The sequence below is a fragment of the Aeromicrobium sp. 10G20-16 genome (assembly GCF_055809665.1).
Genome location: NZ_CM147919.1, coordinates 2,001,210 through 2,014,792, shown reverse-complemented (window position 1 = coordinate 2,014,792; position 13,583 = coordinate 2,001,210). Strand labels below are relative to the sequence as shown.

At 69.0% G+C, this 13,583-nt stretch carries 15 protein-coding genes; 9 read left to right on the top strand and 6 right to left on the bottom strand.

From position 1 onward, the window contains the following. The first annotated feature begins 54 nt into the window (after positions 1-54). Positions 55-333: an HU family DNA-binding protein gene (locus tag AC0L5F_RS10230; protein WP_473313249.1), complete on the top strand. Its 279-nt coding sequence runs from the start codon at positions 55-57 to the stop codon at positions 331-333. 70 nt (positions 334-403) lie between these two features. On the opposite strand, the gene AC0L5F_RS10225 is transcribed toward AC0L5F_RS10230, so the two are convergent. Continuing rightward, positions 404-724: a rhodanese-like domain-containing protein gene (locus AC0L5F_RS10225; protein WP_473313248.1), complete on the bottom strand. Its 321-nt coding sequence runs from the start codon at positions 722-724 to the stop codon at positions 404-406. A 98-nt stretch (positions 725-822) separates the two neighbouring features. Between AC0L5F_RS10225 and AC0L5F_RS10220 the strand changes: the two genes are divergently transcribed. Next, positions 823-1,212: an ATP-binding protein gene (locus AC0L5F_RS10220; protein WP_473313247.1), complete on the top strand. Its 390-nt coding sequence runs from the start codon at positions 823-825 to the stop codon at positions 1,210-1,212. Positions 1,213-1,222: 10 nt separating this feature from the next. Beyond that, positions 1,223-2,062, top strand: a complete 840-nt coding sequence (locus tag AC0L5F_RS10215) for a DUF5926 family protein (RefSeq protein ID WP_473313246.1) — start codon at positions 1,223-1,225, stop codon at positions 2,060-2,062. Between the two features lie 136 nt (positions 2,063-2,198). Here the strand turns inward: AC0L5F_RS10215 and AC0L5F_RS10210 are convergent, their stop codons facing one another. Next, positions 2,199-3,377 (bottom strand): arginine deiminase, encoded by a 1,179-nt coding sequence (locus AC0L5F_RS10210; RefSeq protein ID WP_473313245.1) that lies wholly within the window; start codon positions 3,375-3,377, stop codon positions 2,199-2,201. A 58-nt stretch (positions 3,378-3,435) separates the two neighbouring features. On the opposite strand from AC0L5F_RS10210, the gene AC0L5F_RS10205 reads away from it, so the two are divergent. Together AC0L5F_RS10205 and AC0L5F_RS10200 are read left to right on the top strand one after the other, a co-directional pair. Next, positions 3,436-4,146 (top strand): HAD family hydrolase, encoded by a 711-nt coding sequence (locus AC0L5F_RS10205; protein ID WP_473313244.1) that lies wholly within the window; start codon positions 3,436-3,438, stop codon positions 4,144-4,146. Continuing rightward, positions 4,143-6,641, top strand: coding sequence for a glycoside hydrolase family 65 protein (locus AC0L5F_RS10200; RefSeq protein ID WP_473313243.1), 2,499 nt, complete (start codon positions 4,143-4,145; stop codon positions 6,639-6,641). Before AC0L5F_RS10205 ends, AC0L5F_RS10200 begins: the two co-directional genes overlap by 4 nt. A 16-nt stretch (positions 6,642-6,657) precedes the next feature. Here the strand turns inward: AC0L5F_RS10200 and AC0L5F_RS10195 are convergent, their stop codons facing one another. The 3 genes from AC0L5F_RS10195 to AC0L5F_RS10185 all read right to left on the bottom strand — a co-directional run bounded on the left by AC0L5F_RS10195 (position 6,658) and on the right by AC0L5F_RS10185 (position 8,589). Continuing rightward, a complete protein-coding gene (locus AC0L5F_RS10195; RefSeq protein WP_473313242.1) occupies positions 6,658-7,788 on the bottom strand; it encodes an HNH endonuclease signature motif containing protein in 1,131 nt (376 codons plus the stop codon). A gap of 130 nt (positions 7,789-7,918) precedes the next feature. Continuing rightward, on the bottom strand, positions 7,919-8,380 hold the full coding sequence (locus tag AC0L5F_RS10190; RefSeq protein WP_473313241.1) for a hypothetical protein: 462 nt from the start codon (positions 8,378-8,380) through the stop codon (positions 7,919-7,921). A gap of 53 nt (positions 8,381-8,433) precedes the next feature. Then, complete coding sequence (locus AC0L5F_RS10185) at positions 8,434-8,589, bottom strand: hypothetical protein (RefSeq protein ID WP_473313240.1); 156 nt, start codon at positions 8,587-8,589, stop codon at positions 8,434-8,436. Between the two features lie 6 nt (positions 8,590-8,595). On the opposite strand from AC0L5F_RS10185, the gene AC0L5F_RS10180 reads away from it, so the two are divergent. The 4 genes from AC0L5F_RS10180 (at position 8,596) to AC0L5F_RS10165 (ending at position 11,329) form a co-directional block, all read left to right on the top strand. Then, the gene (locus tag AC0L5F_RS10180; protein ID WP_473313239.1) at positions 8,596-9,078 is read left to right on the top strand and encodes a hypothetical protein; all 483 of its coding nucleotides are present in this window, start codon (positions 8,596-8,598) and stop codon (positions 9,076-9,078) included. 367 nt (positions 9,079-9,445) lie between these two features. Then, on the top strand, positions 9,446-10,462 hold the full coding sequence (locus tag AC0L5F_RS10175) for an adenosine deaminase (protein WP_473313238.1): 1,017 nt from the start codon (positions 9,446-9,448) through the stop codon (positions 10,460-10,462). Between the two features lie 31 nt (positions 10,463-10,493). Then, positions 10,494-10,844 (top strand): ArsR/SmtB family transcription factor, encoded by a 351-nt coding sequence (locus tag AC0L5F_RS10170; RefSeq protein WP_473313236.1) that lies wholly within the window; start codon positions 10,494-10,496, stop codon positions 10,842-10,844. Further along, entirely contained in the window at positions 10,841-11,329 is a 489-nt protein-coding gene (locus AC0L5F_RS10165; RefSeq protein WP_473313235.1) for an SRPBCC domain-containing protein, read from the top strand. Before AC0L5F_RS10170 ends, AC0L5F_RS10165 begins: the two co-directional genes overlap by 4 nt. 46 nt (positions 11,330-11,375) lie before the next feature. On the opposite strand, the gene AC0L5F_RS10160 is transcribed toward AC0L5F_RS10165, so the two are convergent. Next, positions 11,376-13,514: a putative Ig domain-containing protein gene (locus tag AC0L5F_RS10160; protein WP_473313234.1), complete on the bottom strand. Its 2,139-nt coding sequence runs from the start codon at positions 13,512-13,514 to the stop codon at positions 11,376-11,378. Between the last annotated feature and the right edge of the window lie 69 nt (positions 13,515-13,583).

Below are 13,583 nucleotides of genomic sequence, written 5' to 3'. Positions count from 1 at the left end.
GCATCCATAGACTGACCGACGAATTCAATCGAACCGTTTTCTCTAGGAGCTCTAGTGGCTATCTCACGCAACGACCTCGTGGCCGCCCTCGCCGAAAAGGCCGGCACCACCAAGTCCGATGCCGACGCCGTCCTCTCATCCTTCAGCGAGATCCTGCTGGAGTCGGTCGCCAAGGGCGAGAAGGTGTCGATCCCCGGCATCCTGTCCGTGGAGCGCGTCAACCGTGCCGCCCGTACGGGTCGCAACCCGTCCACCGGCGAGACCATCGACATCCCCGCCGGCTTCGGCGTCAAGGTCAGCGTCGGCTCGCGCCTCAAGGCTGCGGCCAAGTAGCACCCCGCACGTCACACGACGCCATCCGATCTTCGATGATCGGGTGGCGTCGTCGCGTGTACGGGCGACGTCACGGAACCTCGATCGGTCGCCCGGCCTCCTCCCACGCCTCCATGCCACCGGCCAGGTTGGTCACGTCGTGGCCGTGGGCCTGCAGCCAGCGGGTCGCCACCGCCGACCGGCCGCCGACGTGGCACACCACCACCGTGGGCGCCTGCGGGTCGAGCTCGCCGACCCGGTCCGGGAGGTCGTTCAACGGGATGTGCACCGCGCCGGTGATGTGCCCGGCGTTCCACTCGTGGGGCTCGCGAACGTCGAGCACCGTCATCGCGGAGGCGAGGTCCACCGGCAGCGTGGCGACCTGGACCGTGGGGATCTCGGAACTGTGCATGGCTCCATCATGCGCTCACCCGCGAGCGCGGGGGCTGGCATTTCGGGGTCTGATGTGACTAGGTTGGGCGGAAGCCATCGATCCGGGAGGTGCTGCGAGTGGATGCCCATGAGGTCATCGTCCTTCCCTTCGCCACCTCCACTCCGGCCATCGCCCGCACGCGGCTCGCATCATTTCTCACGGTGCACATGGCGCCGGCATCGGTCATCGACGACGCTCTGCTGGTCATCAGCGAGATGATCGCCAACGCGGTCAGGCACGGCAGCCCGACCGCCGACGACGGGATCGAGATCAGCTGGTCCATCCACGCCGGCCTGCTCGAGCTCAGCGTCCTCGACTCCGGCGCGGGTGCGTCCTTGACGCCCATCGACTTCGACGAGGATTCGCTCAGCGGACGCGGACTCTCGATCATCAGCCGCATCGCCGATCGCTGGTGGGTCGACATGACCCAGGGCACGCGCGTCAACGCCGAGCTGTCCTTGACCTAGGGTCTTGCCCATGGGCAAGAAATCGAGACTGAAGAACCGCGCCACCAAGAAGGAGCGCATGCCGTTCGTGGCACGCACCTTCGAGGGGCTGCCGCGCGAGACCGACTGGATCGCGCTGCGTGAGTTCGTGCCGTCCGCCACGGCCGTGGTTCCTCTCGCCTCCGGCGGCGAGGTCACGATCTGCTCCTTGCTGCCCGGCGGAGGTGCGGGTCTGGTGCGGCCCGACGGACAGGTGTGGGTCGGCCTGCAGGTCATGCACAACTTCGGCGACATCTCGCGCGACCTCGCCCACGTGGTCGAGCTGTCCGAGGGCGTCGAACCGGGCAACCCGATCGTCATGACCGATCCGGGCGTCGGCCCGCGGCTGCAGGACCTGATCGACCCGTCGGCCACCTTCGACGTCACGGTGCACGAGGGGTTCGACTTCTGGCTCGAGGGGATCGACGCCGGTGAGGAGAGCGAGGCGCTGCTCGAGGAGGCCAACGAGACCGTCGCCCCCACCACGCGGCTGTCGTCGGTCGAGGGTGCCTACTGGACCGAGATGGGTGCCCACCGCTATCTGCGGTGGGTCATGACCCACGACGACACCGACCTGCTCGACGGACTCGCTCGGCTGCAGTCCGCCGGCGAGGACACCTTGACCGAGGACAGCAAGCTGATCGGGCACTTCCGGGCCCACGGTCTGCTGGTCCCGGTCTGGGAGTTCGAGGTCGACGCCGATGCTCTCGAGAAGCCCGCCGCCGAGTTCGAGGAGCGGTTGGCCGCTGCCATGGCCGACTCCACCCCGCTGACGTCCGAGCAGCGCTCCGCCCGCAGCAACATCGTCAGCCGCCAGGTCTCGATTCGCTGAGACCGAGGGCGCTCTTCGCCCGAGCGTCGAAGCGCGCCAGCGCAGCGTGAGTCGCGCCGCGGCGAAGCCGCCCGGACGCGAGGCGTGGTGAGTCGACGTGGTCGCCCAAGCCGTCGGCTGCGGACCAGCCAACCGCTCAGTCGCGCAGCACCGGGCAGGACATGCAGCGGGGGCCGCCGCGACCCGAGCCGAGCTCGGACCCGCTGATCGCGACGACGTCGATGCCGTGCTCGCGCAGGCGGTCGTTGGTCTGCTCGTTGCGCTCGTAGGCCACGGCGAGGCGCGGACCGATGGCCAGCGTGTTGTTGCCGTCGTCCCACTGCTCGCGTTCCGCGGTGACGGGGTCCAGGCCGGTGTCGATCTGGTGCAGGGTGTCGATGCCCATGGCGGTCGCGGCGATCTCGAAGAACGATCCCTCCGATCCGATGACCAGGTCCTCGTCCCACGTCACCTGGTACGCCCGCAGACCGGCGGCCATGTTCGGGTAGATGACCACCGTGTCGACGTCGACCATGGTGACGATGGTGTCGAGGTGCATCGTGGCGCGTTCCTGTGCGATCGGGACCGCCAGCACCTTCTCGGCCAGCCCGGCGCCGAGCACCTGTCGGGCGAACCGCTCGAAGCCGGCGGGGGTGGTGCGCTCACCCACGCCGACGGCGATCACTCCGGGGGCGAGCAGCAGGACGTCGCCGCCCTCGAGGTGCTCCAGGTGCGGTCCGTGCACGCGCGGGACGTCGGCGAAGCGCGGGTGGTGGCGGTAGATCAGGTCGGTCAGCTGGGTCTCGCGCACCCGCGCCGGCATCGCCAGGCTGGTGACGGCGACGTGCCCCGGCAGCCAGACCGAGGAGTCACGGGTGAACAGCAGGTTGGGCAGCGGGTCGATCAGGAAGTCCTCGGGCTGCAGCAGGCTGGTCACGATGCTGCGGAACGCGGCCGTCTCGTCGTTGCGCAGGCCGGCGGTCAGCACCAGGGCGAGGCCAGTCGGGTCGAGGTCGCCCAGCTGTGCGGTCAGGTACGCCCGCAGGCTGTCGCCGAGTCGGAGGCTGGCCGTGGTGCTCTCGATGATCGAGGCGCGCGCGGTCGGATCGGTGAGCGTCGCGGTCAGCAGCTCGACGAGGTAGAGCACCTCGACGTCGCGGTCCCGCAGCGCCTCGGCGAAGGCGTCGTGCTCCTCCTGCGCCCGTCCGAGCCACGGGATGCCGTCGAAGAGCAGGCTGTCGTTGTTGCGCGGCGTGAGCCGGGCGATCTCCGGACCCGGACGGTGCAGCATCACGGTGCGCAGACGGCCGACTTCGCTCGAGGCTCCCACAGGCATGCGGCCACGCTAGTGCACCGTTTACCGCCCCGACACGTGTCGGGCCTAGGCTCGCCACGTGGACTGGAATGACTTCGACGCTGCACTGTTCGACCTCGACGGTGTCATCACCCCGACCGCGGACGTGCACCAGCGCGCGTGGTCGGCGATGTTCAACGCCTTCCTCGGCGGCCGCGGGCTCGAGCAGGACTACACGCTGGACGACTACCACCGCTACGTCGACGGCAAGCCGCGCTACGAGGGCGTGCGGTCGTTCCTGGAGTCCCGCGACATCGAGCTGCCCGAGGGCGATCCGTCCGACGACCCGTCGGCCGAGACCGTGTGCGGGCTCGGCAACCGCAAGAACGACGACTTCGAGCGGATCCTGGCCGAGGAGGGCGTCGAGCCGTATCCCGGTTCGGTGGCTCTGGTCGAGGCGTTGATCGAGCGCGGGATCAAGATGGCGATCGTGTCCAGCTCGCGCAACGCACCCAAGGTGCTGGAGGCGGCTGGCATGATCCAGCACTTCCCGGTGATCGTCGATGGCGCCGTGGCCGCCACGCGGCACCTGGCCGGCAAGCCGTCGCCGGACACCTTCCTCGACGCCGCCGTGCAACTGGACGTGGCCAAGGACCGGGCCGTGGTGTTCGAGGACGCCCTCTCCGGCGTGCAGGCCGGGCGTGCTGGCCGGTTCGGCCTGGTGGTCGGCGTGGACCGGGGCGCCGGTGCGGAGGCGCTCACCGAGCACGGCGCCGACGTCGTCGTCTCGGACCTGCAGGAGCTCGTGTGAGTGCCGGCCAGAAGGGGCCGTCGCACGTCGCGCCGGCTGCCACCGATCAGCTGGACCGGTCGCGCTTCCCGGTCGACGAGTGGGCACTGACCGAGGAGAACCTCGATCCGGAGACACTCGGACTGACCGAGACCCTCTTCTCGGTCGGCAACGGCTACCTGGGCATGCGCGGCAACGTCGAGGAGGGTCGTGAGTCCCACACCCACGGCACCTTCGTCAACGGCTTCCACGAGACGTGGGGGATCCGGCACGCGGAGGAGGCGTTCGGGTTCGCACGGGTGGGTCAGACCATCGTCAACGTGCCCGACGCCAAGGTCATCCGGCTGTACGTCGACGACGAGCCGCTGCTGATCTCGATCGCGGACCTGCTGGAGTACGAACGACGACTGGACTTTCGCTCCGGCGTGCTCAGCCGCGAGATCCTGTGGCGCACGCCCAGCGGCAAGCGGGTCAAGATCCGCTCGCAGCGCATGGTGTCGTTCGCGGTGCGTCATCTCGCGGTGATGACCTTCGAGGTCACCCTGCTCGACGACTACGCCCCCGTGGCCATCTCGTCGCAGATCCTCAATCGTCAGGACGGGGAGGACGAGTACCACGTGCGGTCCAAGTCGATGGGTGAAGGCGCCGACCCGCGCAAGGCCGAGACGCTGGACGAGCGCGTGCTGATCCCGGAGAGCAACTGGGGCAACCTGGGCGAGGGCCGGGTCACGCTGGGGTACCGCTGCGCCGACAGCGGCATGACCATCGCCGTCGCCGCCGACCACCGACTCGAGACGGCCAACAGCTTCACGCAGCGCATCCAGACCGACGACGACCTCGCGAAGATGACGTATCGGATCAACGCCGAGCCCGGCAAGCCGATCCGCCTGACCAAGCTCGTCAGCTATCACACGTCGCGCGGTGTGCCGTCGCGCGAGCTGCTCGACCGGTGCCGGCGCACGCTGGACCGCGCTCACGACGAGGGTGTCGACAAGCAGTTCCAGGACCAGCGCGAGTGGCTCGACGGCTTCTGGGAGCGGTCCGACGTCGAGATCCCCGGTCAGCCCGAGGTGCAGCAGGCGGTGCGCTGGAACCTGTTCCAGGTGGCACAGGCCGCGGCGCGCGCCGAGGGCACCGGGATCTCGGCCAAGGGGGTCAGCGGCTCCGGCTACGGAGGCCACTACTTCTGGGACACCGAGGTCTACGTGCTCCCGTTCCTCACCTACACGACACCCAGAGCGGCCCGCAACGCCCTGCGATTCCGGTACACGCTGCTCGACGCCGCTCGCGAGCGAGCCGAGCAGCTGGCGCAGAACGGCGCGCTCTTCCCGTGGCGCACGATCAACGGCCAGGAGGCGTCGGCGTACTACGCAGCGGGGACGGCGCAGTACCACATCGATGCCGACATCGCGTTCGCGTTCAGCAAGTACATCGCGGCCACGGGCGACATCGACTTCCTGACCCGCGAGGGCATCGACGTCCTCGTCGAGACCGCTCGCATGTGGGTGGACCTGGGCTTCTGGCGCAACGAGGAGGACGGCGTCTTCCACATCCACGGCGTCACCGGCCCGGACGAGTACACGACCGTCGTCAACGACAACCTCTTCACCAACGTGATGGCGCGCTTCAACCTGCGGCACGCCGCGAGGGCGGTGCGCGAGCTGGCCGAGCGCGACGGCATCCAGTACGAGCAGATGATCACGCGGCTCGCGCTGGACCTGGACGAGGTCGCCGCCTGGGAGAAGGCCGCCGACGACATGGCCATCCCGTTCGACGAGCACATGGGTGTGCACCCGCAGGACCAGCACTTCCTGGACCGCGAGGTGTGGGACCTGGAGAACACGCCGCTGGAGAAGCGGCCGCTGCTGCTGCACTACCACCCGCTGGTGATCTACCGCTTCCAGGTGCTCAAGCAGGCCGACGTCGTGCTGGCGCTGTTCCTGCAGGGCAACCACTTCACGGCCGAGCAGAAGCGTGCCGACTTCGAGTACTACGACCCGATCACGACCGGTGACTCGACGTTGTCGGCGGTCGTGCAGTCGATCATCGCGGCCGAGGTCGGCTACCACGACCTCGCCCTGCGCTACTTCAACGCGGCGCTGTTCGTCGATCTCGCGGACCGGCACGGCAACACCACCGACGGCGTGCATGTCGCGTCGACCGGTGGGGTCTGGAACGCCTTGGTCAGCGGGTTCGGTGGCTTCCGCGACCACGACGGCCAGTTCACGATCGACCCGCGGCTGCCGGAGTCGTGGGACTCGTTGATCTACCGGATCACCCTGCAGGGCACGCGCGTGAAGGTCACGGTGACCGACGCCGCGCTCGAGCTGGAGGTCGAGGACGGCACGAGCGCGGGATTCTCCGTGCGCGGTGAGCCCGTGACGGTGACCGCCGGTGAGCCCGTGACGATCAAGCTCGACGGACAGGGTCCGCGACTCGAGGGCACCCCTCCGCCGGTGCCCGGCCGCAAGCGGTCGGACGGCACCACGATCTCGGCGATCGTTCCCGGCACCTGAGGCGGGTCGCTGCGGCTCAGGCGGCGTGCTGGGTGGGTTCGGCGGGGGCGGTGCGGCCTGATGGCAGGGTCCAGGTGATGACGTCGTGTGACTTCATCTGGTGGTGTCTGGCGCAGAGTGGCCAGAGGTTCGCCCCGACGGTGTGGCCGTGGGGCCAGGGTTGTCGGTGGTCGTACTCGCACCGGTCTGCTGGTTTTGTGCAGGTGGGTGCTTGGCAGGTGCCGTCGCGGAAGGTGATGGCCTTGCGGAGGGTGTCGGGGGCGAAGCGGCCGGTGTAGTGGTGTTCGAGGGTGTTGCCGCCTGTGTCGGTGAGCAGCTTGTGCCAGAACGGGTTCGCGGTGTCGTGGGTGATCCAGTGGGCGGGGACGATGAACGTCCCATCCGCTGCGACCGCGGGTTCGTCGGTGAGTCCGACCAGCGTGGTGGCGGGGATGACGACGGCGATGTCGGCGCCGATGGCGGGTTGTCCGTTGTCGGTGGTGGTGGCCCAGGCGGCGAGGAGGTCGGCCCGCTTCTGGGCGATGGTCCGTTCGTCGTGCTCGAAGGCTCGGGCTTCGCGGTCGAGCCGTTTGTCGATCGCAGCAGCCATGTGCGATGGGAGGTAGGCCGACAGCCAGGCCATGCCGTCGTCGACGTGCTCGATCACGACGCGCCGTTCGGCGCGTTGGGTCTCGGCTCGTTCGACGGCCAGGTCGGCTTCGACCCGGGCGACGAACTTCTTGAGCCAGGTCTTGAGCTCGATGCTGGTGTGGTCGGCCGCGTAGGCGACGACCCGGTGGTCGAGGCGGGTGATGGATTCGGGTCGTTGGAGGCGTCCGATGGTGTCGCTGATCAGCTGGGCACGCCGTCCGTCGAGGACGCCGTCGGCGAACGCGGCCCAGACGGTGGGGGTGTGGTCGCGCAGGCGTTCGGCGGCGGTCAGGATCCGGTGGACCTGGCCCTCGGAGAGGTTGAGGGTGTATCCGATGTCCAGGGCGATGGACCGTAGCTGTGCTTGGCGCAGGAAGTGCTCACTGGTGTGGGAGTACTCGGCCTCGAGCGCTTCGCTGTGGTCAAGAACGGCAGCCCAGGCGGCGTGTTCGGCGATCGCGGCAGCACGAGTCGCGGCGACCATCCGGATCTCGGTTTCTGCCTGCGATTGCTGCATGTTTCCAACCTAGAACACCCCTGTGACACTCCACCTTCGTCGATCACAGATGTCCACAACCGGTCGTGGCGGGCGGTGAAGATGTCGTCACCAAGGCAATACGGGCGGGCTCGTTGACTGTGGTCTCTCGTCAGACGTCGACGTCGCCCGATAGACGGCGAATCGTCGTGATGCGAACGAAGTAGCGACGATGACGTGGTGCGTCCGCCAGGAGCGGGATGTCGTCGTGCTTCCACTCGTTGGCTGCCAGCTCGGGGCGCGATGTTCGGTGTTCGGTGAGCCACGCGTCGAAGGAGGCGTCGGCGGCGGCGGGCAGCGCGGGTCCAACCACCAGGTCGAAGAAGTTGTGGGCATCGGCAGTGACACGTTCGAACAGGACTCGACACGCCTCGGCCTCGGTCTCGAACGTGCCCACGATCGACTGGGTGCCGCGTTCCGCGTAGAAGACGACCCACCCCTCGGGGCGGTGGTCGAGCACGTGAGCGTCCTCGCGGTATGAGCCGGAGAGGTGGAAGGCGGTTTCGCGAACTCCCATCGTGTGGAGGGTTCGCCGCAGGTCGTCGCGGGTGCGGGGTGGGTCTGCGAGGGACACCGTTCGATCGTGGCACGGGTTGGTGCGGTCGGGCGTGGTTCGCCTCGCTCCGCTCACAGTCGGCCGCAGGCGGCCTCCTTGGCGAACAGGTGGGGGTGGCACAGTCGGGCGCGGGCGGCCTCCTTGGCGAACAGGTGCAGACCACCGCCGGAGCGGGGAGCCGAGGTTTCGCGGAAGCGTGAGCCCACCGGGCCGAATCCGCCTAGCATCTCGCCATGAGCATCGGGCGCCTCGAAGTCGAACCTCATGGGAGCACGCGAGACGCACTGATCAACGACCTCGTGCTGTGCGGGATCGGGGTTCTCGGCGCGTGGTTCTTCGTCCTGCTGAGTGACGTCCCGGCCTGGGTGGTGGTGGCTGTCTCGATCGCGACGGTGATCGCGCCCGTGGTCACGTGGTTCGCCTCGCGCGCGTTCAGCCGTCCGACGACTCTCTGGATCGATGGCGGCGTCCTTGGCCATGAACGCTCCGGACAGGTCATCGAGGCACGCTTGTCCGGGATTCTCGATGCTTCGTACGAGTGGATGCTCTACGGGGTACCGGAAGCGGTCTTCATCTTCCCTCGGGGACTCGAGATCAGGTGCCCGATCACGCACGAGACGCAACCATTTCTGCGTGAGGTCCTCGCAGAGATGCGCGCCTCGGGCCGGATCGGCAGCATCTCGAGCAAGCTGGCGACCAAGGTCGGTTCCCACTAGGTTCGTGCAGCCTGCCTCGGGGCGTTCGCCTCGCTCCGCTCACAGTCGGCCGCAGGCGGCCTCCTTGGCGAACAGGGTGGGGGTGGCACAGTCGGCCGCAGGCGGCCTCCTTGGCGAACAGGGTGGGGTGGGGCTGTCGGCCGCAGGCGGCCTCCTTGGCGAACAGGTGGGGTGGGGCAGTCGGGCGCGGGGGCCTCTTGGCGAACAGGGTGGAGTGGGGCTGTCGGCCGCAGGCGGCCTCCTTGGCGAACAGGTGGGGTGGCACAGTCGGGCGCGGGCGGCCTCCTTGGCGAACAGGTGGGGTGGGCTCCTTGATGAACGGGGACGTCTCCGTAGCGAACAGGGTGGTCGTGGAACACTCGATGTCGTGACTGATCTGACTGACTTCATCGCGGGACTGCCGAAGGCCGAGCTGCACGTGCACCACGTGGGATCGGCGTCGATGGACACCGTTGCCACGCTCGCCGAGCGTCACGCCGGGACCACCGCCGTGCCCACGGACCCGACAGCGCTGGCCGAGTTCTACACCTTCACCGACTTCGCGCACTTCATCGAGGTGTACCTCGCCACCGTCGACCTGCTCCGCACGCCCGAGGACCTGTGGACCCTCACGCACGACGTCGCCCGCGACCTGGCCGCGCAGAACGTCCGGTACGTCGAGCTGACCTGCACGCCCTACACCTCGATGGCCGTCGGCATCAGCGCCGAGGCGTACTGCGAGGCCATCGAGGACGCCCGCCGCCGCGCGGAGGCCGACTTCGGGATCACGATGCGGTGGATCTTCGACATCCCCGGCGAGTCCGGTGTGCCGGCAGCCGACGTGACGCTCGACGTCGCCACGCGCCTGCAGCCCGACGGCCTGATCGGCTTCGGACTCGGTGGGCCCGAGGTGGGAGTGCCGCGACCGCAGTTCAAGCCGCACTTCGACGCCGCCCGCGCCGCCGGGCTGCACAGCCTGCCGCACGCGGGCGAGTCCACCGGCCCGCAGACGATCATCGATGCGCTCGACGAGCTCGGCGCCGAGCGCATCGGCCACGGCATCACCGCCGTGCAGGACCCCGCCCTCATGCAGCGGCTGGCCGACGAGAACGTCGTGCTGGAGGTCTCGCCGACCTCGAACGTCCGCACCCGGTCCGTCGCGTCGATCGAGGCCCACCCGCTGCCCCAGCTGGTGGCGGCCGGTGTGCCGATCACCATCAACTCCGACGACCCGCCGATGTTCGGCACCACGCTCAATCGCGAGTACCAGGTGGCTGCCGACCTGCTCGGCCTGGACAAGTCCGGTGTCGCCGACCTCGCGCGGGCGGGCGTGCGCGCGTCGTTCGCCGACCGGGCCCTGATGACCGAGATCCTCGCCGAGATCGACGCCTACACGAGGGCTTGACCGCATCACCTTCTAGTTATATAACTAAAGGGTGATAGACGATGACCGGCTCGATCTCGTGTTCGGCGCCCTCGCCGATCGGACCCGGCGCGGCATCCTGGCGCGGCTGGCCGACGGCGACACCAGCGTCGGCGACCTCGTGGCGCTGTTCGACATCTCGCAGCCGGCCATCTCCAAGCACCTCAAGGTGCTGGAGGTCGCCGGCCTGGTGTCGCGCACGCGACAGGGGCAGATGCGCCTGAGCCACCTCGAGGCTCGGCCGCTCGCCGAGGCGACCGGCTGGTTGGGCACCTATCGCGAGTACTGGGACGCCAGCTTCGCGCGTCTCGACCACCTCTTGAGTCGTCTCGACGACTCGACCGACGAAGGAGAACGACCATGAGCAGCACCACCAGCCGCGAGGCCACGATCGAGAAGGTCGGCGACCACGCCATCACCATCACGCGTGAGTTCGACGCCCCGGTCGACCGCGTCTTCCGCGCCATGCACGAGCCCGACCTGATCGCCCAGTGGATCGGCCCGGACCGGTTCGACGGTGGCAACGAGGTCACCCAGGTCAACGAGCACGGCGGAACCTGGACCCTCGTGCAGCGCGACGAGGACGGCAACGAGTTCGGCTTCCGCGGGGTGATCCACGGCGACCCCACGCCGGAGCTGAGCCTGCGCACCTTCGAGTGGCTCGGCATGCCGGGTCACGTCTCGTTCGAGCGGCTGAGCCTGGAGGACATCGGCGGCGGCCGCACCCGGTCCCACGCCACGACGGTGTTCCTCGGCGTCGAGGACCGCGACGGCATGTGGGATAGCGGCATGGCCGGCGGCGTCAACGCCGGCTACGCCAAGCTGGACGCCCTGCTGCGAGCGGAATGACGAACGGCCGGCCCCGAGGGGCCGGCCGTTCGCAGTCACACTCCGATCAGGCGCGATGCATGCCACGCATGAGCGCGTGGGCGCCGCCCCGAGCACGCCGCACCAGCGGTGTGCCCGCGAGCACCAGCATCAGACCGGTGGTCAACGGCCACAGCACGGGGCCGCCGGTGTCGGGCAGCAGGCCATTGCCACCGCCACTGCTGGAAGGCGCCGCCAGGGGAGCCGGGCTCACCTCGATGATGGTCGAGTCGGTGAGCTCTCCGGCCTTGGTCACGTACGTCGCGGTGATGGTGTGCGGCGACGCGTGGTTGAACGTGACCTCGTTGCCGACGACGTCGTCGGTGGCAACGTCGCTGGCGAACGTCGACTCCGTGGTCAGGTCGTCCGTCGGGTTGCCGAACTCGTCGAAGCCCTGGACGCCGACGGTGATCGTGTCACCGACCGTCGCGGTCGTGCTGGACGGCGTCGCCTCGATCGTGGCGGTGGGGCCTGCGACGACCTCGATGGTGAACGACAGGTCGGCCGAGCCCGCCACGTTGGTCGCGGTGAGGGTGACGGGGTAGCTGCCGACGGCGTTCGGGCCGACGGTGCCGGTGATCTCGCCGGTGGACGACGACACGAACAGTCCGGGCGGCAGCACGCCGCTGATCGACACCGTGGGCGCGGGGAAGCCGGTCAGGGTCGGCGTGAATGCGTACGAGGTGCCGACCGGCACGCCGTCGACCGGCGGCGGTCCGGTGATGGTCGGCACGCTGTTGACCGTGATGGCCACGTCCAGCGTGGCGTCGGTGCCGGCGCCGTTGGCGGCCGTCAGGACGGCGGAGTACGGGGCGTCCTGGGCGGATCCCGGAGCGGGGGTGCCGGTGATCTCACCGGTCGTGGGATCGACCACCAGCCCGCTGGGCAGGCCGGAGCCGGTCACGGTGGGAGCCGGTGATCCGCCGACGGCCGTCGGTGCATAGGTGGCGGCACTGTCACCCTCGACGAAGGTGGCGGTGGGCGCCCCGATCAGGGTGGGAGCGCGGTTCACCGTGATGGTGACGTCGAGCCGTGAGTTGGGTGCGGTCCCGTTCTTCGCGCGCAGCGTGATCGGGTACACGCCGATCGTGTCGGGGTCCGGCGTACCGGTGATCTCACCGGTGTCCTTGTCCAGGCTGAGGCCGTCGGGCAGCACACCGGTCTTGATGCTGACCTTGGGCGCCGGGAAGCCGGTGAGCGTCGGCGTGTAGGTGCCGTCGATGCCCTCGGTGAACGTGGCCGTGGGTGCGCCGGTGAGGCTCGGCGCCTCGTTGATGGTGATCAGCACGTCCAGCGAGGCCGCTCCGGCTGCGTTGGTCGCGGTCAACGTGACGGGGTACTCGCCGCCGGCGCCGGCCGTGGGAGTGCCGCTGATCTGGCCGCTGTTCGAGTCCAGGCTGAGACCGCCGGGCAGGTCACCGGTCACGGTGACCTCGGGGACGTCGTCGCCGGTGACGGTCGGCACGTAGCTGAACGGGACGCCCACCTCGCCCGACGCGGTGGCCGGACCGGTGATGGTCGGCACGGTCACGACCACGATCGTGAGGTTGAGATCGGCCGAGCCGCCGACGTTGGTGGCCCGGAGCGTGACGGGGTAGGTGCCGGGGATGCCGGTCGTGGTGCCGCTGATGACGCCGGCCGAGGAGACCGAGAGGCCGGTGGGCAGCGGTCCGCCGACCGACGTGACGCTCGGAGCCGGCGTGCCGGTCACCGTCGCGGTGTAGGAGAACGACGCTCCCTGCACGGCCAGCGCGGTCGGGGCGCCGGAGATGGCGGCCGGGGTACCTGCGGTCTGTCCCGACGTGTTGGCTCCGGAGAGGTTCGCACCAGCAAAGCTGGCGCCGAGCACGTTGGTGTTGCTCAGGTTCGCGAGTGCCAGGTTCGAGCCGGCGAAGTTCGCGTACGACAGGTTGGCGCCGGAGAAGTTCGCGAGTGCCAGGTTGGCGCCGGCGAAGTTCGCGTACGACAGGTCCAGGCCCGAGAAGTTCGCGTTGGGCAGGTTCTGCCCTGCGCAGGACGTGTGGCTCGACGGCGTCGGGTTGCTCACCACGGTGCACGTACCGACCGTGGTGTTGGCCTGGGCCGGAGCGATGGACAGGGCGAAGGTTCCGCCGAGGGTGAGGAGGAGCGCGACGACAGCGCGCAGCGAATGAGACAGACGATGCATGGGGGCGATCCTGAGTGGGAGTGATGATGGACCCGAGAACCCGACGACTGCCGAGCAGCGTCACTCTGT

Bases quoted from the DNA above. Each gene is read 5' to 3' on its own strand.
- AC0L5F_RS10165 (WP_473313235.1), top strand. From the start codon at position 10,841: ATGAGCAGCACCACCAGCCGCGAGGCCACGATCGAGAAGGTCGGCGAC.
- AC0L5F_RS10185 (WP_473313240.1), bottom strand. From the start codon at position 8,589: ATGCTAGGCGGATTCGGCCCGGTGGGCTCACGCTTCCGCGAAACCTCG.
- AC0L5F_RS10210 (WP_473313245.1), bottom strand. From the start codon at position 3,377: ATGCCTGTGGGAGCCTCGAGCGAAGTCGGCCGTCTGCGCACCGTGATG.
- AC0L5F_RS10195 (WP_473313242.1), bottom strand. From the start codon at position 7,788: ATGCAGCAATCGCAGGCAGAAACCGAGATCCGGATGGTCGCCGCGACT.
- AC0L5F_RS10160 (WP_473313234.1), bottom strand. From the start codon at position 13,514: ATGCATCGTCTGTCTCATTCGCTGCGCGCTGTCGTCGCGCTCCTCCTC.
- AC0L5F_RS10225 (WP_473313248.1), bottom strand. From the start codon at position 724: ATGCACAGTTCCGAGATCCCCACGGTCCAGGTCGCCACGCTGCCGGTG.
- AC0L5F_RS10180 (WP_473313239.1), top strand. From the start codon at position 8,596: ATGAGCATCGGGCGCCTCGAAGTCGAACCTCATGGGAGCACGCGAGAC.
- AC0L5F_RS10215 (WP_473313246.1), top strand. From the start codon at position 1,223: ATGGGCAAGAAATCGAGACTGAAGAACCGCGCCACCAAGAAGGAGCGC.